This window comes from Nocardia cyriacigeorgica (assembly GCF_010858045.1).
Taxonomy (GTDB): Bacteria; Actinomycetota; Actinomycetes; order Mycobacteriales; family Mycobacteriaceae; genus Nocardia; species Nocardia cyriacigeorgica_E.
The window spans coordinates 14781-40117 of sequence record NZ_JAAGVC010000041.1; the positions used below are offsets into that span (position 1 = coordinate 14781).

The window sequence follows — 25337 nt, forward strand, 5'->3', positions numbered from 1 at the left end:
ATGCCGTGGTGATCAACCCTGTCGAGGACGCTACGGTCGGTGCGCGGATCAAGCGCCTGCGGGAGCGGGCCGGCATGTCGCGCGCGGTGCTCGCTGGCCTGGTCGGCCGGTCGACCGAATGGTTGAAAGCTGTCGAGAACGGCCGACTGCAACCACCGCGGTTGCCGATGCTGTTACGGATCGCGCACGCCCTGGAACTCGCGGATCTGGCCGAGCTCACCGGCAACGGCTACGCGGTTCCGGTCGCCGTGTTCGCCGGGGAGCGGCATGGCGCGCTCACCGAGGTGCAGGCCGCGCTCACCGAGTACCGGCTGTCGGCACCGGCACGGCCCGCCGATATCCGCCATCTCGAGGGAAGGCTGCGTCAGGCCTGGAAGGTTCGCCATGCCAGCCCGGACCATCGGACCCAGCTCGGGAGGCTGCTGCCCGGGTTGATCAGGGATGCGCAGGGCGCGGTGCGGGCAGGTGGTGAGAATCGCCGCGCGGCGCGGCGGGTCCTGGCCGGGGTCTATCAGCTGGCCGACTTCTACGTGGCCTACCAACCCGCCCCCGAACTCGTATGGCTCGTGGCCGATCGCGCGTTGTCCGAAGGCTACGAGGCGGACGATCCGTATGTGATCGCCTGCGGCGCATGGGCGATGACACAGGCGCTGCGGGATTCGGGCCGGTGGGAGGAGGCCGACGCACTCGCGCGCACGGCCGTCGAACGTCTGGCGCCCTATCTCGACCGCGACACCACACCCGATGATTGGCATGGCATTGCCGGCGCGCTGAACGCCGAGATCGCGTATGTGCACGCCCGGCGCGGCCGGCACGGCGACGCCTGGTCATATTGGGAGAAGGCCGAGGCCACCGCCCGGCAATTGGGCGTGGGCTACCGGCACGTCCAGACCTCCTTCTCGGTTCCGGTGATGGCGGCCCACGCGACAACTCTGGGCGTCGAGCTGCGCCGCCCCGGCGAAGCACTTCGCGCGGCCAGCGGCTTCGACGCCGACCAGATCGCATCGGTCCCCCGTCGCAGCCGCCACTTCATCGAGGTCGCCCGCGCGCACGAGCAACGCGACGAACCGGTGGCGACGCTGGCTCTGCTGGACAAGGCGGTCCGCACCGCACCCGAGACGGCCAAATACAACGGACACGCCCGCGATATGTTGCACGCGCTGATGCGTAAACCCCCTTCGGGCATGAGGAATGACGTTCACGAGTTGGGTCGGCAGATCGGCCTGGTGCCCGCTTAGTCGCCGATACCTCGCGAATAGCCACGCCCTGAGCGCACGACCAGCGCCCGGCGTCGCGGCCCAGCGCAGCTGTCCGGCGAGAGCTCCATGGCCGAGGCAGCGCGGACCGCGCGCGAGGGGCCATCTCGACCACGGTGATGTCGAGATCCCGCCAGCCATCGATCTCGGCGATTCTTACCGTCGGTCGATGTGAATGCTCATCTCGCCGACGACCTCCGTGATGATCTGCGGCTGCGCGGTTCGGTCGTATTGTTCATGTCGCTCGCGGCTGCGCTCGGGACGTCAACCATCTACCCGCTGCAACCGGCGATCGCCGAAGTGGCGGGCTCCTTGCATACGTCGATCGCCGTGGCCGGATTCGCGCTTGCGGGTGGCCCGATCGGGTATCTGGTGGGTCTCGGGCTGATCGTCCCAATGATCGACCGATTCTCGCCCGGCCGGACGCTCGCGATGCAGTTCGGCGCCTTGGCCGTCGCGTTGGCGGTGAGCGCCGTCGCGGATCGTGCGTGGCAGGTGGGTCTGCTGATCGGCGTTATCGGCGCGTGCTCGTCGGTCGGGGCGAGCCTCAGCTCGCTCGCGGGGCGGCTGGCTCCCGCACACCGGCGGGCCACGGTCCTCGGCATCGTCACCGCGGGCATCTCGGCCGGGATCCTCGCGGGCCGGATCGCGGGAGGATGGCTGGCCGAGGAAATCGGTTGGCGCGGAATGCTTCTGGTATTCGCCGTGGCTTGCCTGTGCGCCGCCGGGCTGTGCCTGGTGCTGCTGCCTGCGACCCGAGGCGCCGCCGAACTCGATTACCTCGCGACGCTGCGCTCACTGCCCGGTCTGTTCGTACGGCACCCCACGCTGAGGGTGGCCGCGGTGTGCGGCGCGCTGTGGTTCTTCGCGTTCTGCGCGGTATGGGCCGGGCTCGCCGTCGCGCTCTCGGCGCCGCCGTTCTCCTACTCCGCAGAACAGATCGGCCTGTACGCACTGGCCGGGCTCGCAGGCATCCCCGCTACGCAGCTGGCCGGCATCTGGACCGATCGGGTGGGCGCGCGGCGGGTCATCCTGCTGGGTCTCGCGCTTGCCGGTACCGCCCTCTTCATCACCGGCCCGACCCTCGCGAACACGATCGCCGTCCTGATCTGCCTCGCCCTGTTCGACGCCGGCCTCTTCGCCGCTCAGGTGGCGAATCAGAGCACCGTACTGGCCATCGACCCCAACGCTCCCGCCCGATTCAACAGCGCGTACATGCTGGTGTACTTCATCGGCGGCAGCCTCGGAACCGCTTGCGGCGCAGCATCCGTCGAGTGGTTCGGCTGGACGGCTACAGCATTGTCGGCCGTCGGCGCCATCGGAATCGCCGCCGCTATCGCCGCGCTCAGCGCGCGGGGCGAGGTGCGGGCCGGGGCGCGTGGACCGAGCCTCTAGGCATGCGCTGTCGATGATCTTCCCAGCGATGACGGCTCGATCCGGCTCCATTACGGTGATCACGCCGGACGGAACGCTTCGACATTCGCGGCCATGGGGTGGCTCAGACAGTTGTCCTGCACTGTAGCGAACCGGATCATCGATCATCCGGGGGGCAGCGTATGGGCCTGCAAGGGATACGTTGCCAATGCCACCCCTTCCGCGTCCTGGCCGCCGACAGCTCGCGTTGCGCTCGGGGTGCTATGGCACCGGGCCCAGGCATCGAACGGGTCGGACGATGTCGGTCGGGTCCGCTGCCACGAGTCTGGCGCCTGGGACCTCTTGACCTCGAGTATGGTTGATGTTCCAACCTGGTCGGTATGAGCATCCTTTTCCACAACACGATGCGGATCACCGAAGGGCATCTGGAGGAGTTCTCGGCGGCGGTGAAACGCGCCGTGGCGTTTGTCGAGGAGCACGGTCCGCAGCTGATGGTTCACGTCTTTCTGGACGAGGAGCGCGGCCTGGCGCACAGCTTCCAGCTCTATCCGGATTCCGAAGCGGTGCTGGCACATTGGCAGCTGTCCGACCCTTATATCCAGGACGTGATGGCACACTGCACCGTGCAATCGTTCGAGACCTACGGCGAGATGTCCGAGGAGGTCATCGCGGGGCTGCGGTCCGGGCCGGCGGGCGAGCCGACGATCCGGCCCGCGCTGACCGGCTTCACTCGCTTCGGAGCGGCTATGCGGCCCGAGTGAGAGCCACCACCGGGATCACCCGCTCGGTCTTCCGCTCGTGGTCGGCGAACCACGGGTAGGCCTGTTTCAGCATGGCCCAGATCCGCTCGCGTTCCTCGCCGTCGAGCGTGGTCGCGAAGGCGTCGTAGGTCTCGTCACCTACCTCGACGACCACCTTCGGGTCGCCGACCAGATTCAGGTACCAGTCCGGATGACGGGGCGCGCCCATGTTGGAGGCGATCACCAGTACCCGGTCGTCGTCGCGGTGGAACATCATCGGCGCGGTGTACGGGCGTCCGCTGCGGCGGCCGGTCGTGGTCAGCAGGAGCAGCCGATCCCGGTGCATGCCTTCCGGGTCCTCACCCGCACGGAACTTCGCGATCGTCTCCCGATTGATCCGCGCTAGATCCACCGCACCTCCCCGCATCCTGTTCAGCGATAGACATCAGAACGTTTGGCTACCACGAATATACGGATCATAGACTCGGCGTCGTCGATCTCGTAGACGATGCGGCACTGGCCGCTGCGGATCCGCCAGTCGTTGCGGCCGACGAGTTTCTTGGCGCCGGATGGGCGCGGGTCCTTGGTCAGCGCGATGATCGCGCGCAGGGCGGACTCGAGCACGTCGCGGGGCAGCTTCTGCAATTGTTTCAGCCGGTTGCAGCCCCCGGATGGGAAGCTACGACTCAGTGGTCGTCGTAATGGCCATCGTGCGGGGCATGGCGGTGACCGTCGTGGATGTAATCGACGTGATCGCCGTGCGGCACCGCGACATGCCCACAGCCCTCGCCGTGGACGTGGTCGTGCGGGGAGCATTCGGTGTGGCCGCCGGCCTCACATTCGTCGTAGTGGCCTTCGTGTTCGCGGTGCAGGTGGCCGTCGTGCACGTAGTCGACGTGGTCGCCGTGCGGGACGGAGACGTGCCCGCAGGCCGGGCCGTGCTTGTGCTCGTGTTCGGTGTGCTGAGCGTGTGCTGTCGTCATCAGAATCCTTCTTCCCGTGTGGGTCGGGCGGAACCGAAGAGCACCTCACACATTATCAAGTGCGCATGAATGCGTGGTAGCGACGAAATCGCCACGCCGGACGACCGGCGTGGATTCGCCGAGGCGACCAGCGCCGGTTGTGAGGCCGGGACCGACCGATGAAGCAGGCCCCTACAGCACCTGGTCGAGGAATCGGCGCAGTCGTGGCGTCTCCGCATTGTCGAACAGTGCGTCGGGGCTGCCGGTCTCCACCACCTGACCGGCGTCCATGAACACCACGCTGTCGGAGACGCTGCGGGCGAAGCCCATCTCGTGGGTCACCACGATCATCGACATACCGCCCGCGGCCAGATCCGACATCAGCGCCAGCACGCCCTTGACCAGCTCCGGGTCGAGCGCGGAGGTGGCCTCGTCGAAGAACATGATGTCCGGTTTCATGGCCAGCGCCCGCGCGATCGCCACCCGCTGCTGCTGGCCGCCGGACAGGTTGGCCGGGCGGGAATCGGCCTTACCGGCCAGCCCGACCACCTCGAGCTGCTCGAGCGCCAGCGCCCGCGCCTGCTCCTTGGACAATCCGCGCAGCTTGCGCGGACCGAGCGCCACATTCTCGGCCACGGTCTTGTGCGGGAACAGGTTGAAATGCTGGAACACCATGCCGATGCGCTGGCGCAGCTTATCCGGGTCCTCGGTGAGCACCGACGTGCCGTCGAGCAGGATGTCGCCGGCGTCGGGTTCGTGCAGGCGGTTGAGCACCCGCAGCAGCGTGGATTTACCGGAACCGGACGGCCCGATGACGGTGGTGGTCTTGCCGGCGTCGACGTGGATGTCCACACCGCGCAGGATCTCGTTGTTCCCGAGCTTCAGCCGCAGGCCGGTGCCGGTGAGTGAGGCGCTCATCTACCCACGCCCTTCCGTGATCGCGGCCTGTTCGACCGGGTCGATGGGTTGATCGGGGCGGCCGGTCCGCATGCGCCGGTCGATGTAGTTCACCAGGTGGGTGAGCGGAATCGTCAGCAGCAGATACACCAGACCGGCCGCGACCAGCGGGGACAGGTTGCCGGTCTGCGCGTTGAGGTCACGGCCGACGGCGAACAGCTCACGCTGGGCGGCGAGCAGCCCGAGGAAATAGATCAGCGACGAATCCTTGATCAGCGCGATGAACTGATTCATCAGTGCGGGCAGCACCCGGCGCACGCCCTGCGGGATCACCACCAGCGTCATCGCCTGCCGGTATCCGAAGCCGATGGCGCGGGCGGCCTCGAGCTGGCCCGGCTCCACCGACTGGATGCCGGAGCGGAAGATCTCGCCGATATAGGCCGAGGCCAGCAGCGCCAATGCCACCGCACCCAGCCAGTACGGGTTGTTTCCGGTCAGATCGCGCACCACCGGGCCGACACCGAGGCCGATCAGCAGAATGATCACCACGGCGGGCAGGCCACGGAAGATGTCGGTGTAGATCCGGGCCGGCCAGCGCAGCCACCGACTGCGCGAGATGCCCGCCACCGCGAGCAACATGCCGATCGCGGTGCCGAGCACACCGGAGACGACCGCGAGAATCAATGTGTTCGGCAGGCCGGTTTTGAACAGATCCGGGAAGGCCTGCCGGTACAGCGACCAATCGAAGAAGGTGTCGCCCAATTGCTCCAGCGTCGACTTCGGTTCGGTCTGCGTCTGCTCGGCCGGTGCGCGTTCGGCGGCAATGGCGGCGAAATCCGGAAGCTCCGGCACCGGGGCGGCTTTCGAGCCCGGCTTCCAGCCCGGCGGCAATTCGCGCGGCACCCACTTGCTGTAGAGCTCGGCGTAGGTGCCGTCGGCGATCACCGCGTCCAGACCGGCGTTGAGCGCATCCACCAGCGGCTGCTTGTTCTTGCCGACCGCCCAGGCCGCGAAATTCTCCAGACTGAAGGAGTTCTCGGCGATCTTCGTGCCATCACCGGGCGAGATCGCGCCCTCGGCCTGCGCCGACGGCGCCACCCAGGCATCGACCTGCCCGGATTTCAGATTGGAATAGGCGGTGTTGTAATCCGGGAACTTCACCGGATCCAAACCCAGTGTGTTGACGACGTATTCGTCCTGCACCGTGCCCTGCACCACCGCGACCCGGCTGCTCGGGCCGAGATCGTCGAAACTGCCGATCGGGCTGCCGTCGGCGACGACGAGCGAGAAATAGCCGAAGTCGTAGCCGTTGGTGAAGTCCACCATCCGCCTGCGCTCTTCGGTGGTGGTGATATTGGACGAGCCGACATCGAAACGCCCGCCGGCTACCTGCGCGAGCAGGCCCGCGAATTCGGTGCCGGAGAATTCTACCTGCAGACCCAGTTTCGCGCCGACCGCGCGCAGCAGTTCATTGTCGAAACCGGTAAAAGCGCCCGCGGAGTTCACGCAGATACTCGGCGGCGCGTCCGACAGGGTGCCGACGCTCAGCTTGCCCGGGGTGATCAGCCCCAGCTTGGAGATGTCGATGGACTCCAGCGGCACCGTGGCCGGCGTGGTGTAGCGGTCCTCGCCCGCCTTGGCCGGTGACGCCAGGTTCTTCGGTGCGGCCGCGGCCGCCTCGACCCCGGGTGGGGCGCACAGATCGCGGGCCGACGAGCCGTCACCGGAACCGCAGGCCGTCGCCAAGCCGACGACGGCGAGCAATATCACGGCGATCAACACACGAGACCGCACAGCGAGCAGACCAGCCATGGGAGAACACCCTAGCCGCCCAGCTCAGGCTATCCGGCGGCTACCGGCGCGAGCCGGGCGGCGCGAGGTCGGTGACCACTGGATCGGCCCGTTCCGGCGGATTCGACCACGGTGCGAGAAATCCCGCCGCAACCGCCGGACAACGCGCTGCTAATCGGAGGACGCCGGTCGCGGGTTCCGCCTCGATCGAGCGAGAAGCGTCGGCTCGCGCCGCCCCCGATCGTCGCGGGAACCTTCCGCGCGACCGCCGCGACAGGTATCAGGCGATCCCGCTGATCGGCTCCGGGTTGATCTCGTCGCGCCAGTTGATCGCCTCCACGACGCGGCTCAGGTCATAATCCGGGCCACTGACGCCGACGGTGAACAGTGTCGCGCCCGCCTCGAGGAATGCGGGCGCCAGGCTGCGGCCCGGCCAGCTCACCGAGCGCTCGATCCGCCCGGGGTCGGTGCCCGCGGCGGCGCAATGGCCCCCGAGGATGCCGCTCTTGCGGGTGAAGACCTCGAGATCGCCGAAGCTGTGCCAGATATCGGCGTGTTCGGCGACCAGGCGCAGCGTCTTGCGTTCACCGCCACCGCCGATGAGCATCGGGATATCGCGTACCGGCTGCGGATTCAGCTTCTTCATCCGCGCGTCGATCCGGGCCAGGGACGATTTCAGCAGGTCCAGCCGGGTGCCAGGGGTGCCGAATTCATAGCCGTACTCGGCGTAATCCCGTTCGAACCAGCCGCCGCCGATCCCGAGGATCAGCCTGCCGCCGCTGGTGTGGTCGACGGTGCGCGCCATATCGGCGAGCAGATCCGGATTGCGATAACCACCGCCGGTGACCAGCGCGCCGATCTCGACCCGCTCGGTCTGCTCGGCGAACGCGCCGAGCATGGTCCAGCATTCGAAATGCGCGCCGTCGGGATCGCCGGTGAGCGGGAAGAAGTGGTCCCAGTTGAAGACGATGTCAACGCCCGCGTCCTCTGCCCGCCGCACCGCGTCCCGGATCAGGCCGTATTCGGACGCGTGTTGCGGTTGCAGCTGAACTCCCACACGAACCGGTCGGCTCATCGCGTTGACTCCTCGTCCCTCGGGGCGCTTGCCCGACCGAGGCTACCGCCGTGCGCGTATTCCGGCCGGGCGAACCGCGCGCAGCCAGGGCCAGGCTGATAGAGTGAGAGGTATATTGCCTCACAATCTCATCGACTGATCTGCGGGATCCGCGTCGGAAATGGTGGTGCACATGGCTGGTCACCGGAAGGACGGCGAATCCGGTTCGCTACTACGGCGTCATCTGGGTGACCGGCGCTTCCTGCTGGCGCTGCCGCGTGCGGTGACCTTGCAGATCCTGCATCCGGCGATCGCGACCGCGTTCGTGGACCACGTCCCGTATCGGCTCTGGTGGCACAAGCGGCGCACGGTTCTGCAGATGATTCGCCTGGCTTACGACGAACGCGACGGGCGCCCGATCATCCGGTACGGGCACGAGCACGTGAAGGGGCGCGATCAGCTCGGGCGCCGCTATCACGCGCTGCACCCCGAGCTGTTCCATTTCCAGCACGCGACCTACGTCGACACCCTGTTCACCGCGGTGAACACCTTCGACGTCCCGCTCTCGGCCGCTGAGCACGAACAGCTGTACGCCGAATGTTGTGACTGGTACCGGCTTTACGGCATGTCGGCGCGGTACATGCCCGAAACGTGGGCCGAATTCCAGCACTACTTCGCCGAGTTCTGCGCCACCCGGCTGCGCCTCACGCCCCACGGTGCGCAGTTGGCCCCGCAGGCACTGCGGCCCGACGCGTGGGTGCCGCGTCTGACACCCGGCTATGCGATCCGCGGGCTGCTGCACGAACGCGCCGCCGAACTACTCGGCGTCACCGTGAGCGCGCGCGACCGGGCGGCGCTGCGTGCATATGCGGCCACCCTCCGGTCCGGCGCGCAGCTCGCTCCCCGAGCGCTGCGGTACGTCCCGACCGCCCGGTGAGATAGGTGCCCGGCGCCCCGCGGCGGCGTGGCCCACACCGACCGGCGCTGCGGGGCGAGCGCACCGCACGTAAGATCCGCCGGAACCCTCTACTCGGATCGTCCGGCACGTTCCTGCCGGTGAAGGGAAGTGATCTGCCGTGGCTACGGTGACCTTCGACCAGGCCACCCGGTTGTACCCGGGCGCTGGTAAACCGGCTGTCGACCAGTTGAACCTGGAGATCGCCGACGGTGAATTCCTGGTCCTGGTCGGGCCGTCCGGCTGCGGGAAATCCACCTCGCTGCGGATGCTGGCCGGTCTGGAGGAGGTCAACGGCGGCCGGATCCTGATCGGCGAGCGGGACGTGACGCACGCCGAGCCGAAGGAACGCGATATCGCGATGGTGTTCCAGAACTACGCGCTCTACCCGCATATGACCGTCGCGGAGAACATGGGCTTCGCGCTCAAGCTCGCCAAGGTGAACAAGGCGGAGACCAAGCAGCGGGTGCTGGAGGCGGCGAAACTGCTGGACCTCGAGCCCTACCTGGACCGCAAGCCCAAGGCGCTCTCCGGTGGTCAGCGGCAGCGCGTCGCCATGGGTCGCGCCATCGTGCGGCAGCCGCAGGTGTTCCTGATGGACGAGCCGCTGTCGAACCTCGACGCCAAGCTCCGGGTGCAGACTCGCACCCAGATCGCGCAATTGCAGCGCAGACTCGGCACCACCACGGTGTATGTCACCCACGACCAGGTCGAGGCCATGACCATGGGCGATCGGGTCGCCGTGCTGCGCGATGGACTGCTGCAGCAGTGCGCCTCGCCGCGCGATCTGTACCGCGATCCGGCCAACGTGTTCGTCGCGGGGTTCATGGGCTCGCCCGCGATGAATCTGTTCACCCTGCCCGTCTCCGACGGCACCGTCTCCCTCGGCGGACACCGGTTGACGCTGCCGCGCTCGGTGGCCGACGCGAGCAATGGCTCGGTGACCGTCGGCGTGCGGCCGGAGCATCTGGAGATCGGCGGGGACGGTTCCGCGCTCACCAAGGGCGGCGCCGGGATCGAGATGGAGGTGGACGTGGTCGAGGAACTCGGCTCCGACGCCTACATCTACGGACGCACCATCGCCGACGATGCCGGCGAAACGATTGTGGCCCGCGCGGATTGGCGTAACCCGCCGGCCAAGGGCGAGCGGGTGCTGCTCACCGCCGACCCGGAACACACCTACTTCTTCGCCGCCGACGACGGACGCCGGCTGAACTGAGACCGCACGTCCGCCCGGCTCGTACCGGGCGGACGAATCTCGCAGCGGTTCGACACGCTAGGTGCGGTCGGCGCCCGGCCCACCTCTGGACCGCACCCACTCCTCGTTCAGCCGCACACCGAGCTGCTCGAGCGCGATCTCTCGTCCGGATTCGCTGCGCACCTGCACGCGCACCGGCGCCCCGGTTGATTCCTCGACCAGTTGCAACGGCGCGGGGCCGGGCTGCAAGTAGGTGTCGCCCCACTGCATCAACGCCAGCACCACGGGCAGCAGATCGCGACCCTTGCCGGTGAGCACGTACTCATGGCGGGTTCGTTTGCCTTCGTCCTGGTAGGGGCGTTTCTCCAGCAGCCCTGCCGCGGTGAGCTTGCGCAATTGGCTCGCGGCCGCGGCGTCGGTGATGCCGACTCGTGCCGCGAAGCCGTCGAATCTGGTGGTGCCGTAATAGGCCTCGCGCAATATCAGGATGGCCGAGCGAGTGCCGACCACGTCGAGCGCCTTCGCGATCGAGCAGTGCTCGGGTTTCCATGAGCTGAGGTCGGCGAGAGGCCCTTCCATCACGGCTGCCATGACCAGCATCATACCGACCCTGACTTGCCTCCACTATTGCCAGACGTACCCTGGCTATATAGCGTCATAGTCAGATGTGACGCGATCGGAAGGAAGAACCATGAGAGACGCGGTCATCGTCGAGGCAGTCCGCACGCCGATCGGCAAGGGCAAGCCGAATGGAGCCCTGCACGACGTCCACCCGGTCGACCTGCTCGCCCACAGCCTGCGCGCGGTGGTGGAGCGCAGCGGCATCGATCCCGAGCTCATCGACGACGTCATCGGCGGCATCGTCACCCAGGTCGGTGAGCAGGGCGTGAATATGACCCGCCGCGCCGCCCTGGCCGCAGGCTTTCCCGAGTCGGTGCCTGCCACCACGGTGGACCGCCAGTGCGGCAGCAGTCAGCAGGCCATTCACTTCGCGGCACAGGGCGTCATCTCGGGCGCCTACGACATCGTGGTCGCCGCGGGCGTGGAATCGATGGGGCGGGTGCCGATGGGCGCGAGCCTGATCGGCACCGAGGATCCGTCCGGCGCCGGATTCGCCGAGCGCTATCCGGAGGGGTGGGTGCCGCAGGGCATCAGCGCCGAACTGATCGCCGCCACCTGGGGATTGACTCGCACCCAGCTCGACGAATTCGCACTGACCAGTCACGACAAGGCGGCCGCCGCCACCAAGGACGGACGATTCGACGCCGAGCTCGCACCCATCGCCGGACTGAGCACCGATGAGGGCATCCGGGTGGGCAGCACCATGGACACCCTCGCGAGCCTGCGCCCGGCCTACTACGACCCCGCCATGGCCGAACGGTTTCCGCAGATCGGCTGGCAGATCACCGCGGCGACGGCCAGCCAGGTCAGCGACGGCAGCGCGGCCGTACTGATCATGACCAGTGAGAAGGCCGCTCAGCTCGGTCTGCGACCGCTCGCCCGGCTGCACAGCTTCGCCGTCGCCGGTGACGATCCGCTGCTGATGCTCACCGCGGTGATCCCGGCCACCCGAAAGGTCTTGCGGCGGGCCGGGCTACAGCTGTCCGATATCGATCTGATCGAGATCAACGAGGCATTCTCACCGGTGGTGCTGGCCTGGGCACACGACACGGGTGCGGATATGAGCCGAGTGAACGTCAATGGCGGAGCGATCGCGATCGGGCATCCCCTCGGCGCATCGGGGGCCCGGCTGATGACGACTCTGGTGCACGCCATGCAGGAACGTGGCGCGCGATTCGGCCTGCAAACAATGTGCGAGGCAGGAGGTTTGGCGAACGCGACGATCGTCGAACGACTCTGAACCGAACGTGTGGCGAGCGAGCGCGGATGGGCGGGTCGGGTGTACACCCGAGGGCACATCGGCGCCCGGCCCGCCCGTTCGAGCTCACACGCCCCGATCCCGGACCGCCTCAGCCGGGCGCGGTGAAGATGGCGACCAGGAATCCGCACACCCAGGCTCCGGCGAACAGCGGCGCGCCGATCAAGGGAGCCCAGCCGATCGGGCGTCTGCTCCGGACGGCATCGAGCACGGACACGACGACAGTGCCGATCGTCAGCGCGAAGCCGACGACGGCGATCGCGTACGCGGCCGTCAGGTCGTGTGGGCGTGCCGACTCGCGGCCGGTCAGCTCGTACCACTCCAGCAATTGGATTGTCACCCAGCCGGTTCCGGCCGTGATCAGGGTCGCGGGGATCGCGCGTGCGAGATCCGGGATTCGCCGTCGCACAGTTCGAGTGTGCGGGCGACGCGGCGGCGCGGCAATACCGAGGGCGAATCCACGTCCGGACCGAGCCGACTACCCTGCTCACGATGAGCGAGGTCGAAGCCGTCGGCGTGTACGCGGTACCCATGCGCACCCGGTTCCGTGGCATCACCGTGCGCGAGGGGATGCTGGTGCGCGGACCGCTCGGCTGGGGTGAGTTCTGCGCGTTTCCCGAGTACGACGACCGGGAGGCCGCGCAGTGGCTGGCCACCGCCGTCGAGCAGGTGACGGTCGGCTGGCCCGCGCCGGTGCGGGATCGGATACCGGTGAACTGCACGGTGCCCGCGGTCGGGCCGGAACGGGCGCATGCCATCGTCGCGGGGTCGGGGTGCCGCACCGCCAAGGTGAAGGTGGCCGATCATCCCGGCTCGCTATCGGAGGATGTGGCGCGGGTCGAGGCGGTGCGTGATGCGCTCGGCCCGGACGGTGCGGTGCGGGTGGACGCTAACGCGCTCTGGGATGTGGAGACCGCGGTACGGAATATCCGCGAGATCGACCGGGCGGCAGGCGGTCTCGAATACGTCGAGCAGCCCTGCCGCACGATCGACGAACTGGCCGCGGTGCGCGGGCGAGTGGAGGTGCGGATCGCCGCGGACGAATCCATTCGGCGGGCCGAGGATCCGCTGCGTGTGGCGGTCGCGGGCGCCGCCGATATCGCGGTGCTGAAGTGCACACCGCTGGGCGGAGTGCGCCGCGCGCTCGAGGTCGCCGATGCCGCCGGACTCCCGTGCGTGGTGTCCTCGGCACTGGAGACCAGCGTCGGGCTGTCGGCGCAGGTCGCGCTCGCCGCGACGCTGCCCGGGCTCGACTTCGCCTGCGGGCTCGGCACCGTCGCGCTGTTCGAGGGCGATGTGGTGGCCGAACCACTGCTACCGGTGGACGGGTACCTCCCCGTCCCGCGCACACCACCGGCGCCCGACCCGGACCTGCTGGAGCGTTACCGGCATCCCGACCCGGACCGGACCGCCTGGTGGTACGACCGCTTCGACCGAGTACACGCCCTCCTCGGCCGCCCCTGACCGCCGCCACGAACCACGGGCCGGAGATTCTTCACCCGGCCGGTCCACGCCCCTTGACCGTGATCAGGACAGCTGTGAGCGGAACGGTGCGATCAGGTCAACCGATGCGCACACCACAACCGATCATGGTGCCGCGCAGCAGTAGGGCGGCTTCGGGTCCGATCACGCCGTCGACCACTTCGATGTACCGGCCACAGAATTCCGGGCCGTGCGGTGCGCGCTCACCCGGACGTGGTTCGAGATGGTGGGTCAGCTCGTGCAGCACCACCAATTCCCGCAGCGCCCAGGCGGTTCCGCCGGTATGCAGCGGGACGGCGAGCACCGCGCCGTCGGCCTCGTAATGGGCCGCGGTGGTGCCCACTCGGGAACGCACCCGCACCGGCGTGCCGGCCCGGGCCCATTGCCGCGCGACCCAGTTCAATGCCAGCACCCGATCGCAATAGGTCTGCACCGACTCGACGGAGGCGAACCGGCGCTCCACCGGCAAGGTGATCTGCGAACCGAACACCTCCACCGTGCGGTTGCCGAACTCGTCGGCCCGATCGAACGCACCGCGCACCAACTGCTCGGCGTCATAGACCCGGGCCCGCTGACTGTCTCGCACGCTCATCACGGCACCACCCGCGCTGCGCTGGGGGTCGGCCGGCTCATCCACGCCGGATGGACCACGGTGGAAGGTGGACGACACATCGGCTGGGATGCGGGCACGGTGACGTGGCGCCGGTCGAGGTACCGCGGTCGGCGGGCACTTGTGCTCCAGGCCCAGCTCGACCCGAGGCATCCGCGACGCCGACCGCAGACGCTGAAGCTGTCGCGGTGGTGCGCGGGCGCGATCGTGGTTGGCTCGTTCGCGCTGGGCCGGGTAGGAGGCCGGGACACGGTCAGTCCGCGCGGCGTGCGGTGAGGCGGCCGCGCGGGGCGGGGAGTTCAGGGGAGGTGCCGAGGCGGGCGGCGCGACCCGCGCGGTCGCCCGCGGTGCGAGCGGCGGGCGCGTACCCGGTGGACGCCTGCGGGCCGCGCCAGGTGCCGCGAGCTTCGGAGGTGCGGGTGTAGAAATCGACCAGCTCGATCTCCTTGTTGCGCAGGGCGAGCGCGGTTCCGGTGGACGCGGCGGCGGGTTCGGCGCGGGCCTCGGTCTCCACTTCCGATTTCACCTCGGCCAGCCGTTTGCCGATACGAGCCGCGAACGCCATCTGGAAGTTCAGCCGGGCCGTCACCGCGGCGACCGGCGCCTGCACCCGGCGGCGCACCCGGCGGCCGCCGCGCACCTCGACGACGATCTTCTCCACCGTCGCCGACCGGTAGGCGCCGGACTTGATGTACTGGTCGGAGGCTCGCACCATCTGCACCAGCAGGCTGGTGTAGAGCGCCTCGCAGGTGTCGATATCGGAGTCGAAGCCGTAGGCGTAGACCTGGGTGGAGGTCCTGGCCACATCGCAGCGCACATCGTTTGCCGAGGCGATAGCCACGAACAGCTGGACGTAGGTGCGCAGGCCCTTACGCCCGGGCTCGCCGATCGGGATGATCCGCTGGATCGGGGTGGGTCTGCGCTCGCGGCCGGCCACATGGGCGCGCGCCACGGCCAGATCGATCGAGGAGCGGGTGGCCAGCCGTTGCGCGGCGGCGAGGAAGGCTTCGGCCTCGTGCTCGTTGTCGGTCGACTCGGCCTTGCGCAGCAGCCCGCCGATGCGGGTCAGCATCTTGTCCGGGGCGGGATCTGCGACAGTCATCGCGAACCAGCCTAGGCATACCGACCGACATGCTCGGGCGCGTCGGGTGATCAACATGTATGTTGCGTTGTGCACCGCCGGGTGTGCTGCCGCTCACGTCTCGACCTTGGAGTTTCCGCGATGGCTTTGAAGAAGGTGTCCCTACGTGCTGCTCTCGTGTCCCGTGCCGCGCTCACGGTGGCCTCGGCGGCGGTGCTGACCACGGCCTTCGCCACCGCGTGCACCAGCGACAGCGGCGGCAACCCGACCAGTGAGAACCTCACCGGACGCGGGCCCATCACCTACGTCGAGGGCAAGGACACCACCGAGACGGGTGTCGTCAAGCAGCTCATCGACCGGTGGAACGCGGCCCACCCGGACGAGCAGGTCACCTACAAGGAGCAGTCCAACGACGCCTCCCAGCAGTACGACGACCTGGTCGAGCACATGCGCTCCAAGTCCTCGGACTACGACGTGTTCGCCATGGACGTGCCGTGGACCGCTGAGTTCGCCGCCAAGGGCTGGATCCAGCCGCTGAAGGACTCCTTCGCCATCGACACCTCGGCCCTGCTGCCGCCGACGGTGGCCAGCGCCACCTACAACAACACCCTCTACGCGGCCCCGCGCAACACCAACGGCGGCCTGCTGTTCTACCGCAGCGACCTGGTGCCGAACCCGCCCAAGACCTGGGACGAGATGCTCGGCATGTGCAATATCGCGCGGGAGAACAACATCGGCTGCTACGCCGGCCAGCTCAAGAACTACGAGGGCCTGACCGTGAACACCGCCGAGGTGATCAACGCCTACGGCGGCACCTTCGTCGGATCCGACGGCAAGACCCCGACCGTGGACAGCCCGCAGGCCCGCGCCGGCCTCGGCAAGCTGGTCGACGCCTACAAGCGCGGCGACATCCCGCCGGAGGCGGTCACCTTCACCGAGACCGAGAGCGGCGCCGCCTTCACCCAGGGCAAGCTGATGTTCCTGCGCTCGTGGCCGTCCACCTTCGGTGACGCAGGCTCGGAATCGTCGGTGGTGCGCGACAAGTTCGCCGTCGCCCCGCTGCCGGGTGAGTCCGGCATCGGCGCCTCGACCCTCGGCGGCTACAACGCCGCGATCAGCGCGTTCTCCAAGAACAAGGCCACCGCGCTCGACTTCCTTCGCTTCCTGATCAGCGAAGACGCCCAGCACATCGTCGCCTCCGGCGCGCTGCCCTCGGTGCGCGAATCGATGTACGACGATCCGGCCCTCATCGCCAAGATGCCCTACCTGCCCGCCCTCAAGGACTCGATCTCCAACGCCGTGCCGCGCCCGGTGACGCCGTTCTACCCGGCGGTGTCGAAGGCCATCCGCGACAATGCCTTCGCCGCCCTGAAGGGCGAGAAGTCGGTGGACGATGCGATCATCGGCATGCAGAAGGGCATCGAGGCGGCCGGTTAGCGGGAAGTTCGGACGGACCCGACCTGCCGGATGAGGAGAGAACGGGTGTCGGATCCTTCGGGAACGGATACGGCCGTGCGGAAGGTGCGCGCGGGCGAAGCGGATGAACCACCGCGGAACAAGCGCGGCTGGGGCGCGGTGATCGCCGACGAGCTGCGGCGCTCCGGTAAGGCGTGGATGTTCGTCGCGCCGGTGCTGGTCGCGCTCGCCGTGGTCATCGGCTACCCGGTGTTCCGGGCGCTGTGGATGTCGTTCCAGCAGGATTCGGGCGGCATCGACCCCGAGACCGGCATGTTCATCGAGGGCGGCAGCGCCGGGTTCTCCAACTACACGCACTGGCTGCTGCAGCAGTGCGAGACCGCGGCGGGCACCGTCGACTGCCCGACCGGCAACCTGGGCTCGCAGTTCTGGCTGGCCATCGGCGTGACGCTGTTTCTGACCGTGGTCACGGTGTCGCTCGAGGTGATCCTCGGCCTCGCCATGGCCGTGGTGATGGGCAAGACCTTCAAGGGCCGGGCGCTGCTGCGCGCCGCCGTGCTCATTCCGTGGGCGATCCCGACCGCGGTGACGGCGCGGCTGTGGGAATTCATGTTCCAGTACGACGGCGTGGTCAACCGGGTGCTCGGCACCGGGATCCTGTGGACCTCCGACGAATGGCCCGCCCGGTTCGCGGTGATCGCGGCCGACGTATGGAAGACGACGCCCTTCATGGCCTTGCTGCTGCTGGCCGGTTTGCAGGTGATCCCGAACGACGTCTACGAGGCCGCGAAGGTCGACGGCGCCTCGGCCTGGCAGCGCTTCCTGCACATCACGTTGCCGCTGCTCAAGCCCGCCCTGCTGGTCGCGATCCTGTTCCGCACCATGGACGCGCTGCGCATGTACGACCTGCCCGCCATCATGACCGCCGACAACCCCGCCACCCGCACGGTGTCGATGCTGGTGGTCGAACAGGTCCGGCAAGGTCCCAACAGTGCCGCCGCGCTGTCGACGATCACCTTCCTGATGATCTTCGCAGTGGCGTTCGTGTTGGTGAAGGTGCTGGGCGCGAACGCCGTCCGCACCCAGGAAGAGCAGCGGAAAGCATGATGGCCGCGACCACGATGACGAAAGAGAAGCCCGCCGCGCCGGTCACCAGGAACGTGCCGTGGACCCGCAGGCTCGGCTCGGCGCGGCTCTACATCGGCGCGTTGATCGTGCTGGTGTGGGGGCTCGGCCCGTTCTACTGGATGGCGGTCACCGCGTTCCGCGACCCGCGCTACACCTTCGACAACACGCCGTGGCCCACGCATCTGACACTGGAGAACTTCCGCGACGTCTTCGACACCAGCCGCGGCAACGACTTCGGTCAGGCGATGGTGAACAGCGTCATCATCGGCTCCATCACCACCGTCATCGCGCTGCTGCTCGGCGTGCTGGCCGCCTATGCGCTGGCGCGGCTGAGCTTCCGCGGCAAGTACCTGGTGTCGGGGCTGATCCTGAGCGCGTCGATGTTCCCGGTGGTCGTACTGGTGACCCCGCTGTTCCAGCTGTTCACCGATCTGGGCTGGATCGGCAAGTACCAGGCGATGATCATCCCGAACATCTCCTTCGTGCTGCCGATGACGGTCTACATCCTCGCGGCCTTCTTCGCCGAACTGCCGTGGGAGCTCGAGGAGGCCGCCCGCATCGACGGCGCCACCAAACTGCAGGCGTTCCGGCTGGTGATGCTGCCGCTGGCGGCGCCAGCGGTGTTCACCACCGCGATCCTGGCGTTCATCGCCGCGGTCAACGAGTACCTGCTCGCGCGGCTGCTCTCCAGCGAGTCGACCAAGCCGGTGACGGTCGCGATCGCCGGTTTCTCCGGCAACAACCCGCTGGTCCAGCCGTACGCCTCGATCATGGCGGCGGGCACGCTGGTGACGATTCCGCTGGTGATCATGGTGCTGCTGTTCCAGCGGCGGATCATCTCCGGTCTGACCGCTGGTGGCGTCAAGAGCTGAGGGCGGCGGTGCCTGGCTCTCCGCTCGGCACCCGGCCCGCTCGGCCGTTCATCGCGAGCTCTGGCGCGGGAACCGGTCGTCATCAAGCACCGTCCGTCGCGGCGCGCGTCCCGCTCCGGGCCGGCAAACACTGAGCTAGCTATCGTCCAGCTATGATCGGCGGGGTAAGTCTGTGCCCGTTTCCGGTACCCAGGCGGGTGTGGATCGGTGACGATGTGTGATCAGACGGTGGGGTAGCCGAGTTTTACCGACGCTCCGGGAGGAGATGATCGTGAGCTCGTTTCGTGACCGGCTCCGCGGTGGCCGATCTCCGGAGCCGGAGTACGCCTCGATCAGCGGATTCGACCCGCGCGCCGGAAAATCGGAGGACGGTGGTTCCACCGGCAGGAGGTCCGGACGCGAGCCGGAGGGCCCGGATCGAAGACCGCGCACCCGTGGTAGCCGGATCCGCAGGCTGATCCTCGCGCTGTTCGTCATCTTCATCGCCGTGCCCGCGCTACTGATGGCGCTGTTCTACTGGAGTGCCGAGATCCCCTCGCCGTCGGCGATGCGCACCAACCAGATCGCCACCATCACCGCCGCCGACGGCACCACGGTGATCGCGAAGGTCGTCCCGCCCGAGGGCAACCGCACACCGGTCCCGCTCGCCGAGGTCCCGGTGCACGTGCGCAATGCGATGCTCTCGGCCGAGGACCGCAATTTCTACACCAACCCCGGCTACTCGATCCCCGCCTTCCTCCGCGCCGCCAGGGACAACCTGCTCGGCAAGGAGAACGCCGGCGGCGGTTCGACCATCACCCAGCAGTATGTGAAGAACGCCTTCCTCGACTCCGAGCGCACCGTCACCCGGAAGATGCGCGAGCTGGTGATCGCGGCCAAGATGGCCCGTGAATGGAGCAAAGACGACATCCTCGCCGCCTACCTCAACACCATCTACTACGGGCGCGGCGCCTACGGCATCGCGGCGGCGGCGAAGGCGTACTTCAACAAGCCGGTCCCGGAGCTCACCCTGGCCGAGGGCGCGGTGCTGGCCGCACTGGTCCGCTCACCGTCGATCCTGGATCCGGAAACCCATCTCGAGGATCTGAAGGCGCGCTGGCGGTATGTGCTCGACGGCATGGTCGAGATGGGCGTGCTGAACCGAGCCGACCGCGAGACCGCGACCTTCCCGCCGATCATCCCGATCACCGACGTCGCCGACGACGGTGCCGCGCGCGGGCCCGAGGGCCTGATCCGCACCCAGGTGCTGCGCGAACTGCGCGCGGCGGGCATCTCCGAACACGAACTCAATACCGGTGCCCTGCAGATCACCACCACCATCGACCCCAAGGCACAGCAGGCGGCGGTCGCCGCGGCGCAGAGCGCGATGGAAGGCCAGCCGCCCGAACTGCGCACCGCGGTGGTGTCGATCGATCCGCGCACGGGCGCGGTGCGGGCCTATTACGGCGGCGCCGACGGTGTCGGATTCGATTTCGCGCAGGCCCCGGTGCAGACCGGTTCGGCGTTCAAGACCTTCGCGGTACTGGCGGCCCAGCGTCAGGGCATCTCCATGGCCAAGCAGTTCGACAGTTCACCGGTGCAGGTCAACGACGTGCTCGTGCGCAACGTGGACAACGAGTCATGCGGCACCTGCTCGCTGGCCGAGGCGTTCAAACGGTCCCTCAACACCAGCTTCTACCGGCTCACCCAGTCGATGTTCAACGGTCCGCAGGCCATCGCCGACGCCGCGCATCAGGCCGGGATCCCGGAGGAGATTCCCGGGGTGCCCGGCCGCTCGCTGAGTGAGAACGGCGGGCCGCCCGCGCCGTCCATCGTGCTCGGCGTGTACCAGGTGCGCCCGATCGATATGGCCTCGGCGTACGCGACCATCGCCGCCTCCGGCAGGTATCACCAGCCGTATTTCGTGCAGCGGGTGGTGACCGGCACCGGCCGGGTGCTGCTCGATCGCGGCGCCCCCGAACATCAGGTGGGCCAGCAGCTGCCACCCGGTGAACAGCGCTTCCCCGCGGCCATCGCCGACCGCACCACCCAGGCCATGCTGCCGATCGCCGCCTACTCCAACGGGCACGCCCTCGACGGCAGGCCATCGGCGGCCAAAACCGGCACCACCCAGCTGGGCGACACCGGCGAGAACAAGGACGCCTGGATGGTCGGTTTCACGCCGTCGCTGTCGACGGCGGTGTGGGTGGGAACCGAACACTCGCAGGCGATCCGCACCGCGGGCGGCGCCCGCATCTACGGTTCCGGCCTGCCCGCCGACATCTGGAAGCAGACCATGGACGGCGCGCTGGAAGGCACACCGGCAGAGAACTTCCCGGCTCCCGAAGGCGGGTCCGGGCAGCCGATCATTCCGGCCGGTCCACCCCAGCCCTCCGGCGGGCCCTACGACATCCTGAACCCGCCACCCGGCGAGCAGCCGCGCGGACCGGAGATCATCTTCCCGCCCGCCCCGCAGGCCCCACAGCCCGAACCGCAGGAACCCATCGTCATCTTCCCGCCGGCACCCCCGCCACCACCGCCGCCGCCCCCGCCGCGGCAGGTGGAGATCCTGCCGGGAATCGTGATTCCGGTGCCGGGATGACGCCGGGGGAACGCAACCCATGGCAGCATCGTTTGCCAGGGTGAGAGCGTGACCGTGCGGCAGCGGCACCGGGCCGACGCCGACGCCGCCGGATCGATGCGGAAGGATAAGCGACGAGCGACACGACAGCGGCGCGAGCAGCGGCCCGCAGGCGGTAGCCCGCGTGCCACGCAGCAGCCGGGGAGCGCCGCCGAAACGAACACCGCGGCACGAGCGGAGGGCCCGGCGCGTGCCGCCAACTGAACGACAGACGAGAAATAGGGGCTACGCCGGTGGATTTCAATGTCGTTGACCGCCAAGAGACATTGGTGGCGGGAACCGTGCTCCGCAGCCCGGCACTGGCTGTGGAGGGGCCGCGGCGCACCAAGGTGGAAGAAGCGTGGAAGCGCAATCTGGCGCGTGCGCTACCCGGTCCGCCGGCGAGCGCGTTCGTCGACCACGCGCCCGAGATCAACTCGTATCTGACCCATATCGTCGGCTACCGCTGCCGCAGTCTCGATGACCTGCTACCCGGTGACGTACTCGCCCGGATCCCGGCAGGCAGGTTCGCCCGGTTCACCCTCAGCGGTGACGATCTCGGCGACACCGTGGTGACGGTATGGCGCGCGATCTGGGACGCCGAGGCCGCGGGCCGGCTGGAGCGTTCCTACACAGGCGATTTCGAGCGCTACCCCGACAACCGGACGGTCGAGGTCTTCGTGGCGCTGGCAGACGATTCGGTGGACGGGTAGGAACAACGCTGTGGACTTCGAGATAGTCACCCTGGACGAAAGCCTGGTCGCCGGGCTCACCGTGCCGCTGGCCGGCCGCGAGGTCGCCGCCCGCGACCTGGACCTGGTGAACTTCACCTGGGACCGGTACCTGGCCAGGGAGAAGAACGTGCCACGGGTCGCGGCCTACATCGGCCAGAACGATCACGCGGTGGCGGTGCTCGGCTACGAGGTGTCGTCGATGGACGAGATGGACGCGGGCGATGTGGTCACCCGCGTGCCGAGCGGCCGGTACGCCAAGTTCGTCGTCTCCGACAAGCCCTACGACCTGCTGCGCACGGCCTGGGCGCAGGTGCGCAAGGCCGAAAGCGCCGGCACCATCACCCGCTCACACGCGGCCGAGGTCGAGCGCTACACCGGGCCCACCTCGGTGGAGGTGTACGTCTCGCTCGACTGAGCACGAATACGAGGAAGCCGGTCGAAGCATTCACTTCGACCGGCTTTCCGCCGTTTCGACCCGGGGTGGATCAGGCGTTGATGATGAACGCTTCCAGCTGCTCGCGGGCGACGTCGTCGGCCAGCTGCTGCGGCGGGGACTTCATCAGGTACGCCGACGCCGGGATGACCGGGCCGCCGATGCCGCGGTCCTTGGCGATCTTGGCCGCGCGCACCGCGTCGATGATGATGCCCGCCGAGTTCGGCGAGTCCCACACCTCGAGCTTGTACTCCAGGTTCAGCGGCACGTCACCGAAGGCGCGGCCTTCCAGGCGCACGTAGGCCCACTTGCGGTCGTCGAGCCAGCCGACGTGATCGGACGGGCCGATGTGCACGTCGTTGGCGCCGAGCTCCTTCTTCAGGTTGCTGGTGACGGCCTGGGTCTTGGAGATCTTCTTCGACTCCAGGCGCTCACGCTCGAGCATGTTCTTGAAGTCCATGTTGCCGCCGACGTTGAGCTGCATGGTGCGGTCGAGCTGCACGCCGCGATCCTCGAACAGCTTGGCCATCACGCGGTGGGTGATGGTGGCACCGACCTGGCTCTTGATGTCGTCGCCGACGATCGGGACGCCGGCCTTGGTGAACTTCTCGGCCCATTCCGGGTCGGAGGCGATGAACACCGGCAGCGCGTTGACGAAGGCCACGCCCGCGTCGATGGCGCACTGCGCGTAGAACTTGTCGGCCTCTTCCGAACCCACCGGCAGGTAGGAGACCAGGACGTCGACCTTGGCGTCCTTGAGCGCCTTGACCACGTCGACCGGCTCGGCCTCGGACAGCTCGATGGTCTGCGCGTAGTACTTGCCGATGCCGTCGAGGGTCGGGCCGCGCTGCACGACGACGTCGCTGGGCGGCACGTCGGAGATCTTGATGGTGTTGTTCTCGGAAGCGAAGATCGCCTCGGACAGGTCGAAGCCGACCTTCTTCGCGTCGACGTCGAACGCGGCGACGAACTTCACGTCGCGCACGTGGTACTGACCGAACTTGACGTGCATCAGACCGGGAACGGTCGCGGTCTCGTCCGCGTCCTTGTAGTACTGAACGCCCTGGACCAGCGAGGATGCGCAGTTGCCCACACCTACGATGGCGACGCGAACCTCTGGGGCGCTCTCAGCAGCTTTGACATCACTCATGGCCGGTATTTCCCTCTTTCTGTGGTGCCGCCTTCGTCGATTGCTCCGCCGCAATCAACTCGTTGAGCCAGCGCACTTCGCGCTCGCTTGATTCGAGTCCGAGTTGATGGAGCTGGCGGGTGTAGCGATCCAGCGAGCCACTCGCCTTCTTGATCGCCTCCCGTAGCCCCTCTCGGCGCTCCTCGACCTGACGCCGCCTGCCCTCGAGGATCCGCATCCGCGCTTCCGCGGGGGTGCGGCTGAAAAAGGCCAGATGAACGCCGAAGCCGTCGTCGGTGTAGTTCTGCGGTCCGGTGTCGGCAAGGAGCTCGTTGAAGCGCTCCCGTCCGGCCGGAGTCAGCTGGTAGACCCGCCGGGCGCGACGTGTGGTCGCACCGGCCGGGATCTCCTCCGCGAGCAGCCCGTCCGCCTGCATTCGGCGCAGTGTCGGATAGAGCGACCCGTAGGAGAAGGCCCGAAACGCGCCGAGCAGGCCCGTCAGCCGCTTGCGCAGCTCGTAACCGTGCATGGGCGATTCGAGGAGCAGCCCGAGGATTGCGAGTTCGAGCATCGGGCTTCACCCCCTGACTGTGTGCAGACCTAACCGATGGATGCGATTACCAACTATATCGGAGCGATATAACCACGCATAGTTGTTAGTGATGTATTACGCATTTGCGCAGGTGGGGGCGGTGTTGGACCAGCTCGGTTCACCACGCTCGCCGCGCTGGGCAGCCAAAAGGCGTTCGCATCGGCGCCGAAACACGTCACCGTTCATTGGCGGCTCGGATCACCGGCCGGGCGGCAGCGCCCCCGCCGGCCATTGGCAGCTCGGGGCTGCGACCCGCGACAGCTCAGATCACTGGCCGGCAGCTGCTCAGGTCACCGACGAGCGGCAGTCCGGACCGGCGGCTGCCCGGCCGTGACAGCTCAATCCGCCGGGAAGATCTCCAGCGGCTTACCGGCGAGATCGACGGTCATGTGTCCGGTCCGGTCGTCATCGTCCTCGACGAAGATGTCGATGACCGGCCCCGCATCGGCCGGGGCACTCAGTTCGTAGCCGATACCGAGATGCTGCACCGCGCCGCCGGGCAGGCGCACCGACTCCGGCGCACCGCGCAGAATCCCGGCCAGCGCGGTCAGGTCGATGGCCCCCAGATCGATGGGGCGGCCGTTCGCCCAGCTCACCGTCGAGGAACCGCTCGTCTGGAAACCTTCGGCATCGAACCGGTACATCACCGGACGGCCCGCCTCCAGCCGCTGGACCACCACGAACTCGGGCATGACCGTGACGGTGTCGACGATGGCGTCGCCGAACTCGCGTCGATAGCTGTCCACGAACAGAGCGAACCCGGAACCGGTGACCAGACTGGGCAGCGCCGCGGGCTCGCCCTCCTCGACCTGCTCCGCATCGACGACGGCCAGTGGGCCCCCGCCCTCCTCCGGGCGCAGGATGCCCGCCGTCGCGCCGATCACCGCGGCCACCGCGAGCACCGCGACCGGAATCCACCAGCGGCGTTTTGGGCGGTCGTGCTGCAACACCGCCGAACCGGCGAGATCGCCCGGCACCTGCAGATCGCGGACCAGGCCGTTGAGCTCGCCGAAGGATGTGGCGCGCATCGCCGCGCGGGTCCGCTCGGCGTGCTCGTCCGCGGTGAGCTGCCCGTCCTGCAAGGCCGCGTCGATCAGCGCGCACGCCTCGACACGGTCGGCGTCACGGGCCCTGAGCCGGTCGTTTCTCGTCATC

Annotated in this window: 26 protein-coding genes; 13 read left to right on the top strand and 13 right to left on the bottom strand. The window is 68.1% G+C overall.

Going from position 1 to position 25337, the window contains the following annotated elements; translation table 11 throughout:
- Nucleotides 1–8: 8 nt before the first annotated feature.
- The 3 genes from GV790_RS24205 (at nt 9) to GV790_RS24215 (ending at nt 3391) form a co-directional block, all read left to right on the top strand.
- Nucleotides 9–1238 carry a helix-turn-helix domain-containing protein gene (locus GV790_RS24205; protein WP_280212037.1) on the top strand — a complete coding sequence of 410 codons (1230 nt, stop codon included), beginning with the start codon at nt 9–11 and terminating at the stop codon, nt 1236–1238.
- Nucleotides 1239–1427: 189 nt separating this feature from the next.
- The gene (locus GV790_RS24210; protein ID WP_280212035.1) at nt 1428–2651 is read left to right on the top strand and encodes an MFS transporter; all 1224 of its coding nucleotides are present in this window, start codon (nt 1428–1430) and stop codon (nt 2649–2651) included.
- Nucleotides 2652–3010: 359 nt separating this feature from the next.
- Nucleotides 3011–3391 carry a hypothetical protein gene (locus GV790_RS24215; RefSeq protein ID WP_163816403.1) on the top strand — a complete coding sequence of 127 codons (381 nt, stop codon included), beginning with the start codon at nt 3011–3013 and terminating at the stop codon, nt 3389–3391.
- Here the strand turns inward: GV790_RS24215 and GV790_RS24220 are convergent.
- The 6 genes from GV790_RS24220 to GV790_RS24245 form a co-directional block, all read right to left on the bottom strand.
- Nucleotides 3375–3782, bottom strand: a complete 408-nt coding sequence (locus GV790_RS24220; RefSeq protein ID WP_280212033.1) for a nitroreductase family deazaflavin-dependent oxidoreductase — start codon at nt 3780–3782, stop codon at nt 3375–3377. The two genes, GV790_RS24215 and GV790_RS24220, sit on opposite strands and share 17 nt — an antisense overlap.
- A 20-nt stretch (nt 3783–3802) precedes the next feature.
- Nucleotides 3803–4015 (bottom strand): type II toxin-antitoxin system RelE family toxin, encoded by a 213-nt coding sequence (locus GV790_RS24225; protein WP_218586465.1) that lies wholly within the window; start codon nt 4013–4015, stop codon nt 3803–3805.
- Nucleotides 4016–4056: 41 nt separating this feature from the next.
- Nucleotides 4057–4353 carry a hypothetical protein gene (locus GV790_RS24230; protein ID WP_163816407.1) on the bottom strand — a complete coding sequence of 99 codons (297 nt, stop codon included), beginning with the start codon at nt 4351–4353 and terminating at the stop codon, nt 4057–4059.
- 171 nt (nt 4354–4524) lie between these two features.
- A complete protein-coding gene (locus GV790_RS24235) occupies nt 4525–5250 on the bottom strand; it encodes an amino acid ABC transporter ATP-binding protein (protein WP_163816409.1) in 726 nt (241 codons plus the stop codon).
- Nucleotides 5251–7041 carry an ABC transporter substrate-binding protein/permease gene (locus tag GV790_RS24240; protein WP_163816411.1) on the bottom strand — a complete coding sequence of 597 codons (1791 nt, stop codon included), beginning with the start codon at nt 7039–7041 and terminating at the stop codon, nt 5251–5253. It abuts the gene before it with no gap.
- Nucleotides 7042–7300: 259 nt separating this feature from the next.
- Complete coding sequence (locus GV790_RS24245) at nt 7301–8095, bottom strand: LLM class F420-dependent oxidoreductase (RefSeq protein ID WP_163816413.1); 795 nt, start codon at nt 8093–8095, stop codon at nt 7301–7303.
- Nucleotides 8096–8267: 172 nt separating this feature from the next.
- Here GV790_RS24245 and GV790_RS24250 point away from each other — a divergent pair, with 172 nt between their 5' ends.
- Together GV790_RS24250 and GV790_RS24255 are read left to right on the top strand one after the other, a co-directional pair.
- Nucleotides 8268–9011 carry an oxygenase MpaB family protein gene (locus tag GV790_RS24250; RefSeq protein WP_163816415.1) on the top strand — a complete coding sequence of 248 codons (744 nt, stop codon included), beginning with the start codon at nt 8268–8270 and terminating at the stop codon, nt 9009–9011.
- A gap of 139 nt (nt 9012–9150) precedes the next feature.
- Nucleotides 9151–10248: an ABC transporter ATP-binding protein gene (locus tag GV790_RS24255; protein WP_163816417.1), complete on the top strand. Its 1098-nt coding sequence runs from the start codon at nt 9151–9153 to the stop codon at nt 10246–10248.
- 57 nt (nt 10249–10305) lie between these two features.
- On the opposite strand, the gene GV790_RS24260 is transcribed toward GV790_RS24255, so the two are convergent.
- Complete coding sequence (locus tag GV790_RS24260) at nt 10306–10830, bottom strand: winged helix-turn-helix transcriptional regulator (protein ID WP_163816419.1); 525 nt, start codon at nt 10828–10830, stop codon at nt 10306–10308.
- Between the two features lie 88 nt (nt 10831–10918).
- On the opposite strand from GV790_RS24260, the gene GV790_RS24265 reads away from it, so the two are divergent.
- Nucleotides 10919–12088, top strand: a complete 1170-nt coding sequence (locus GV790_RS24265; RefSeq protein WP_163816421.1) for a thiolase family protein — start codon at nt 10919–10921, stop codon at nt 12086–12088.
- Nucleotides 12089–12197: 109 nt separating this feature from the next.
- Here the strand turns inward: GV790_RS24265 and GV790_RS24270 are convergent, their stop codons facing one another.
- Nucleotides 12198–12515, bottom strand: a complete 318-nt coding sequence (locus GV790_RS24270) for a hypothetical protein (RefSeq protein ID WP_163816423.1) — start codon at nt 12513–12515, stop codon at nt 12198–12200.
- A gap of 83 nt (nt 12516–12598) precedes the next feature.
- Between GV790_RS24270 and GV790_RS24275 the strand changes: the two genes are divergently transcribed.
- Nucleotides 12599–13570, top strand: a complete 972-nt coding sequence (locus tag GV790_RS24275) for an o-succinylbenzoate synthase (protein ID WP_163816425.1) — start codon at nt 12599–12601, stop codon at nt 13568–13570.
- 97 nt (nt 13571–13667) lie between these two features.
- On the opposite strand, the gene GV790_RS24280 is transcribed toward GV790_RS24275, so the two are convergent.
- Nucleotides 13668–14180, bottom strand: a complete 513-nt coding sequence (locus GV790_RS24280) for a TIGR04338 family metallohydrolase (protein WP_163816427.1) — start codon at nt 14178–14180, stop codon at nt 13668–13670.
- A gap of 271 nt (nt 14181–14451) precedes the next feature.
- Nucleotides 14452–15300 carry a DUF2786 domain-containing protein gene (locus GV790_RS24285; RefSeq protein ID WP_175585995.1) on the bottom strand — a complete coding sequence of 283 codons (849 nt, stop codon included), beginning with the start codon at nt 15298–15300 and terminating at the stop codon, nt 14452–14454.
- A 120-nt stretch (nt 15301–15420) separates the two neighbouring features.
- Between GV790_RS24285 and GV790_RS24290 the strand changes: the two genes are divergently transcribed.
- The 6 genes from GV790_RS24290 to GV790_RS24315 all read left to right on the top strand — a co-directional run bounded on the left by GV790_RS24290 (nt 15421) and on the right by GV790_RS24315 (nt 22443).
- Complete coding sequence (locus GV790_RS24290; protein WP_163816429.1) at nt 15421–16716, top strand: ABC transporter substrate-binding protein; 1296 nt, start codon at nt 15421–15423, stop codon at nt 16714–16716.
- Nucleotides 16717–16761: 45 nt separating this feature from the next.
- Nucleotides 16762–17802, top strand: a complete 1041-nt coding sequence (locus GV790_RS24295; protein ID WP_375139422.1) for a carbohydrate ABC transporter permease — start codon at nt 16762–16764, stop codon at nt 17800–17802.
- Nucleotides 17799–18695, top strand: coding sequence for a carbohydrate ABC transporter permease (locus GV790_RS24300; protein WP_375139423.1), 897 nt, complete (start codon nt 17799–17801; stop codon nt 18693–18695). Before GV790_RS24295 ends, GV790_RS24300 begins: the two co-directional genes overlap by 4 nt.
- A 265-nt stretch (nt 18696–18960) precedes the next feature.
- On the top strand, nt 18961–21276 hold the full coding sequence (locus GV790_RS24305; RefSeq protein WP_178128286.1) for a transglycosylase domain-containing protein: 2316 nt from the start codon (nt 18961–18963) through the stop codon (nt 21274–21276).
- Nucleotides 21277–21548: 272 nt separating this feature from the next.
- Nucleotides 21549–22007 carry a GyrI-like domain-containing protein gene (locus GV790_RS24310; RefSeq protein ID WP_163816434.1) on the top strand — a complete coding sequence of 153 codons (459 nt, stop codon included), beginning with the start codon at nt 21549–21551 and terminating at the stop codon, nt 22005–22007.
- 10 nt (nt 22008–22017) lie between these two features.
- Entirely contained in the window at nt 22018–22443 is a 426-nt protein-coding gene (locus GV790_RS24315; RefSeq protein WP_163816436.1) for a GyrI-like domain-containing protein, read from the top strand.
- A gap of 70 nt (nt 22444–22513) precedes the next feature.
- On the opposite strand, the gene GV790_RS24320 is transcribed toward GV790_RS24315, so the two are convergent.
- The 3 genes from GV790_RS24320 to GV790_RS24330 all read right to left on the bottom strand — a co-directional run bounded on the left by GV790_RS24320 (nt 22514) and on the right by GV790_RS24330 (nt 25336).
- Complete coding sequence (locus GV790_RS24320) at nt 22514–23611, bottom strand: inositol-3-phosphate synthase (RefSeq protein ID WP_163816438.1); 1098 nt, start codon at nt 23609–23611, stop codon at nt 22514–22516.
- The gene (locus GV790_RS24325; protein ID WP_014353629.1) at nt 23604–24161 is read right to left on the bottom strand and encodes a PadR family transcriptional regulator; all 558 of its coding nucleotides are present in this window, start codon (nt 24159–24161) and stop codon (nt 23604–23606) included. The genes GV790_RS24320 and GV790_RS24325 overlap by 8 nt, the downstream gene beginning before the upstream one ends.
- Nucleotides 24162–24520: 359 nt before the next feature.
- Nucleotides 24521–25336, bottom strand: coding sequence for a DUF1707 SHOCT-like domain-containing protein (locus GV790_RS24330; RefSeq protein ID WP_163816440.1), 816 nt, complete (start codon nt 25334–25336; stop codon nt 24521–24523).
- Nucleotide 25337 lies beyond the last annotated feature (1 nt).

Coding starts and splice junctions, on each gene's coding strand:
- GV790_RS24305 (WP_178128286.1), top strand. CDS start 18,961: ATGATCGTGAGCTCGTTTCGTGACCGGCTCCGCGGTGGCCGATCTCCG.
- GV790_RS24215 (WP_163816403.1), top strand. CDS start 3,011: ATGAGCATCCTTTTCCACAACACGATGCGGATCACCGAAGGGCATCTG.
- GV790_RS24240 (WP_163816411.1), bottom strand. CDS start 7,041: ATGGCTGGTCTGCTCGCTGTGCGGTCTCGTGTGTTGATCGCCGTGATA.
- GV790_RS24260 (WP_163816419.1), bottom strand. CDS start 10,830: ATGATGCTGGTCATGGCAGCCGTGATGGAAGGGCCTCTCGCCGACCTC.
- GV790_RS24275 (WP_163816425.1), top strand. CDS start 12,599: ATGAGCGAGGTCGAAGCCGTCGGCGTGTACGCGGTACCCATGCGCACC.
- GV790_RS24280 (WP_163816427.1), bottom strand. CDS start 14,180: ATGAGCGTGCGAGACAGTCAGCGGGCCCGGGTCTATGACGCCGAGCAG.
- GV790_RS24230 (WP_163816407.1), bottom strand. CDS start 4,353: ATGACGACAGCACACGCTCAGCACACCGAACACGAGCACAAGCACGGC.
- GV790_RS24265 (WP_163816421.1), top strand. CDS start 10,919: ATGAGAGACGCGGTCATCGTCGAGGCAGTCCGCACGCCGATCGGCAAG.
- GV790_RS24325 (WP_014353629.1), bottom strand. CDS start 24,161: ATGCTCGAACTCGCAATCCTCGGGCTGCTCCTCGAATCGCCCATGCAC.
- GV790_RS24235 (WP_163816409.1), bottom strand. CDS start 5,250: ATGAGCGCCTCACTCACCGGCACCGGCCTGCGGCTGAAGCTCGGGAAC.
- GV790_RS24320 (WP_163816438.1), bottom strand. CDS start 23,611: ATGAGTGATGTCAAAGCTGCTGAGAGCGCCCCAGAGGTTCGCGTCGCC.
- GV790_RS24330 (WP_163816440.1), bottom strand. CDS start 25,336: ATGACGAGAAACGACCGGCTCAGGGCCCGTGACGCCGACCGTGTCGAG.
- GV790_RS24290 (WP_163816429.1), top strand. CDS start 15,421: ATGGCTTTGAAGAAGGTGTCCCTACGTGCTGCTCTCGTGTCCCGTGCC.
- GV790_RS24300 (WP_375139423.1), top strand. CDS start 17,799: ATGATGGCCGCGACCACGATGACGAAAGAGAAGCCCGCCGCGCCGGTC.
- GV790_RS24285 (WP_175585995.1), bottom strand. CDS start 15,300: ATGACTGTCGCAGATCCCGCCCCGGACAAGATGCTGACCCGCATCGGC.
- GV790_RS24245 (WP_163816413.1), bottom strand. CDS start 8,095: ATGAGCCGACCGGTTCGTGTGGGAGTTCAGCTGCAACCGCAACACGCG.
- GV790_RS24250 (WP_163816415.1), top strand. CDS start 8,268: ATGGCTGGTCACCGGAAGGACGGCGAATCCGGTTCGCTACTACGGCGT.